Annotated in this window: 5 protein-coding genes; all 5 read right to left on the reverse strand. The window is 62.9% G+C overall.

The features are described from left to right. Nucleotides 1–1073 (reverse strand): 1,2-phenylacetyl-CoA epoxidase subunit PaaE (gene paaE / locus NCS03_RS07780; RefSeq protein WP_250529018.1); only part of this gene is annotated, 1073 nt, incomplete at its 3' end. 28 nt (nt 1074–1101) lie between these two features. Further along, on the reverse strand, nt 1102–1614 hold the full coding sequence (gene paaD / locus NCS03_RS07785; RefSeq protein WP_250529019.1) for a 1,2-phenylacetyl-CoA epoxidase subunit PaaD: 513 nt from the start codon (nt 1612–1614) through the stop codon (nt 1102–1104). Continuing rightward, nucleotides 1614–2414 (reverse strand): 1,2-phenylacetyl-CoA epoxidase subunit PaaC, encoded by an 801-nt coding sequence (gene paaC, locus NCS03_RS07790; RefSeq protein WP_008349547.1) that lies wholly within the window; start codon nt 2412–2414, stop codon nt 1614–1616. Before paaC ends, paaD begins: the two co-directional genes overlap by 1 nt. An 11-nt stretch (nt 2415–2425) precedes the next feature. Continuing rightward, nucleotides 2426–2710 carry a 1,2-phenylacetyl-CoA epoxidase subunit PaaB gene (paaB, locus tag NCS03_RS07795; RefSeq protein WP_008349546.1) on the reverse strand — a complete coding sequence of 95 codons (285 nt, stop codon included), beginning with the start codon at nt 2708–2710 and terminating at the stop codon, nt 2426–2428. Between the two features lie 17 nt (nt 2711–2727). After that, nucleotides 2728–3653 (reverse strand): 1,2-phenylacetyl-CoA epoxidase subunit PaaA (gene paaA / locus NCS03_RS07800; protein WP_250529020.1); only part of this gene is annotated, 926 nt, incomplete at its 5' end.

Here is a 3653-nt window from a genome sequence, read left to right on the forward strand (position 1 = left end):
CTCACAACCACGCGCTCGCTCACCGGATGGCACTGGCAGGTCAGCACGAAACCCTCATCGATCTCGTGTTGTTCGAGCGTGTAGTTCTTGTCCATCTTCACTTCGCCTTCGAGCACTTTCGCGCGGCACGTGCAGCACACCCCGCCCTTGCACGCGTACGGCAACGCGAGCCCTGCCTTCAGACCGACATCGAGCACGCTCACGCCTTCATAAGGCAGACGCAGCTTGCGCTTCTTGCCATCGATGACCAGTTCCAGATCCGCCGCCGGCGTGCTCTCCGTAATCTCGATCGTCGGCGCACCCGCCTGCGGCAACGGCGTGCCGAAGCGCTCCACATGAATCTGCTTCGGCGGCACGCCCGCTTCTTTCAGTGCGGCTTCAGCGGCGTCCATCATCGGGCCGGGGCCGCAGATGAACGCTTCATCGATCTCTTCAGGCGAGAGCAGCGTCGAAAGAAACGCCTTGCACTTCTCTTGATCCAGCACGCCGTTGAACAACTCGACATCCTGCAAATCATCGGACAGCACGTGATACAGCGAGAACCGGTCCATATACCGGTTCTTCAGATCCTCGAGTTCCTCGGCGAACATGATCGCGTCGACACTGCGATTGCCGTACACCAGCGTGAAGCGGCTCGTCGGCTCCATGTCCAGCGTCGTCTTGATGATCGCCAGCACCGGCGTGATGCCCGAGCCGCCCGAGAACGCCACGTAATGCTTCGCGTGATCCGCGTTCAGATGCGTGAAGAAGCGCCCGTCGGGCGTCATCACCTCGATCTCATGGCCCGGCTTCAAGGTCTCGAACGCGAAGTTCGAGAAGCGCCCGCCGCGCACGCGCTTGATGCCGATGCGCAATTCGCCATCGCGATCGTAGTCGGTCACGCCCACGCAGATCGAATACGAGCGGCGCGTCTCCTCGCCATCGATATGCGTCTTGAGCGTCACGAACTGGCCCTGCGTAAAGCGAAACGCATCGCGCAATGCGGGCGGCACATCGAATGAAACGGTGAGCGCGTCGGCGGTTTCGGGGCGCACGTCGCGAATGCGCAGCGGATGAAATTGCGGAGTCGCCATGTTTTCTCGGCTCGCTTGTCAGTGAGGTTCAGTACGGCTTGAAGTAATCGAACGGCTCGCGGCAATCGATGCATCGATACAACGCCTTGCACGCCGTCGAGCCGAATTGCGCCAGCTTCTCCGTGTGCGTCGAGCCGCAGCGCGGGCACGCGATCGTCGCGGGCTTGCGCGCCACGAAGCGGATCGGCTTTTCCGTGCTGCCGCATGCGCCCGTCGGCGGCGCGATGCCATAGCGGCGCAGCTTCTCGCGCGCGTCATCGGTGATCCAGTCGGTCGTCCACGCAGGCGCCAGCACCGTCTCGATGCGATGCGCGCCGAGTTGCGCATCATCGATCGCTTTCGCGATGTCCTCAGCAATCTGCGACATCGCAGGACAGCCCGAGTACGTCGGCGTGATCACCACTTCGAGCACGCCATCGTCGCCGTGACGCACATCGCGCAAGATGCCCAGCTCGCGAATCGATACCACCGGAATCTCCGGATCGGGCACCGACTCGAGCACGTGCCACGCGCGTTCGATCGTGGTTTGCATGGCCAGCATTACCAGCTCGCGCCCGGATGCTGACGCGCCAGGCTCTGCATCTCCGCCAGCAGATAACCCATGTGCTCCGAGTGCTCGCCTTGCTTGCCCGTCGTGACGTGCTGCACTTCTACGGGCACTTTGAGCGTCGCTTCATCGAGCGCCGATGCAACCTGCTCGCGCCACGCCGCTTCGAACTCGCTCGCCAGCGGCGCGATGCCCGCATCGGCGACGGCCTGTTCGATTGCATCGGTCGCGAAGAACTCGCGCGTGTACGGCATCAGATAATCGAGCGCAGCCTGCGCACGCCGATGCGACTCCGCAGTGCCATCGCCGAAACGCACCAGCCAGTCGCGCGCGTGATGCAGGTGATAGCTCGTCTCCTTGATCGACTTCGCCGCGATCGCCGCGAGTTGCGCATCGTTCGATGATTGCAATGCGCTCCACACTTCCATCATCAACGCCGAGTACAGGAAGTTGCGCACGATCGTCACCGCGTAATCGCGCTCCGTGCGCGTCGTGCCCGCGAGCGGGCCGAAGTGCGGCAACTCCGCGATCGTGTAGTTGGCGAACTCGCGCTCGGTGCGGAAGTACGCGTAATCGTCTTCGGTCTTTTTGTTGCCGTTGAGCGATGCTTCGAGCGAAGCAGCATGCGTGTAGAGCAAACGCGCCTGACCGATCAGATCCAGACTGATGTTCGCCAGCGCAATATCCTCTTCCAGTGCCGGGCCGTGACTGCACCACTCCGCGTTGCGCTGTCCGAGAATCAGCGCGTTGTCGGCAAGACGCAGCACGTAGGCGAGATGTTCTTTCTGGCTCATGTCGCGCGCCCTTACATGTGATTGATTTCGTCGGGCAGCACGAAGAACGTCGGATGCCGATAGATCTTGTCGCCCGCGGGCTCGAACAACTCGGCCTTGTCTGCCGGGTCCGATGCCGTGATCGCCGCCGAGGGCACCACCCAGATGCTCACGCCTTCCTGACGACGCGTGTACACGTCGCGCGCCATGCGCAACGCCGCGCCCGCGTCCGGTGCGTGCAGGCTGCCGCAATGCTTGTGATCCAGTCCCTGCTTGCTGCGCACGAACACTTCCCAGATCGGCCATTCCTTGTTCATCTTCATCGTCTCCATGCTCATGCAGCTTGTTGGTGGGCGCGGGCTTTTTGCTTCTCTGCATACGCCAGTGCGGCTTCGCGAACCCACGCGCCGTCATCGTGCGCCTTCACGCGCGTGGCGAGGCGCTCCTTGTTGCACGGACCGTCGCCGTTGACCACGCGCCAGAACTCGTCCCAGTCGATCGCGCCGTAGTCGTGCGCTTGCCGCGCTTCGTTCCACTTCAAGTCGGGATCGGGCAATGTGACGCCGAGGATCTTCGCCTGCTCGACGGTCGCATCGACGAACTTCTGACGCAGGTCATCGTTCGAGATGCGCTTGATGCCCCACGCGAACGACTGGCCGCTGTGGATCGAATCCTTGTCGCTCGGGCCGAACATCATCAGCACCGGCCACCACCAGCGGTTCACCGCCTGCTGCACGAGATCCTTCTGCGCTTGCGTGCCTTTCATCATCGCGAGCAGCGCGTCGAAGCCCTGGCGTTGGTGGAACGACTCCTCCTTGCAGATGCGGATCATCGCGCGGGCATACGGCCCGTAGGTGCAGCGGCACAGCGGAATCTGGTTCATGATCGCGGCGCCATCGACGAGCCAGCCGATCACGCCGACATCGGCCCACGTGGGTGTCGGATAGTTGAAGATGCTCGAATATTTCGCCTTGCCTGCGTGCAGCGCGGCGACCAGTTGATCGCGCGAGACGCCCAGTGTTTCGGCCGCGCTGTAGAGGTACAGACCGTGGCCGCCTTCGTCCTGCACCTTCGCGAGCAGAATCGCCTTGCGTTTGAGGCTCGGCGCGCGGCTGATCCAGTTGCCCTCGGGCTGCATCCCGATGATCTCCGAATGCGCGTGCTGCGAGATCTGACGCACCAGCGTCTTGCGATACGCCTCGGGCATCCAGTCCTGCGGCTCGATCTTGCCGTCGGCCTGCATCACCGCGTCGAAGCGGG

The sequence above is a fragment of the Caballeronia sp. ATUFL_F1_KS4A genome (assembly GCF_023630905.1).
In the GTDB taxonomy this organism is placed as follows: Bacteria; Pseudomonadota; Gammaproteobacteria; order Burkholderiales; family Burkholderiaceae; genus Caballeronia; species Caballeronia zhejiangensis.

Excerpts from the sequence above, each read along its gene's own strand:
- paaB (WP_008349546.1), bottom strand. The coding sequence starts at position 2,710 with ATGAACAAGGAATGGCCGATCTGGGAAGTGTTCGTGCGCAGCAAGCAG.
- paaC (WP_008349547.1), bottom strand. The coding sequence starts at position 2,414 with ATGAGCCAGAAAGAACATCTCGCCTACGTGCTGCGTCTTGCCGACAAC.
- paaD (WP_250529019.1), bottom strand. The coding sequence starts at position 1,614 with ATGCTGGCCATGCAAACCACGATCGAACGCGCGTGGCACGTGCTCGAG.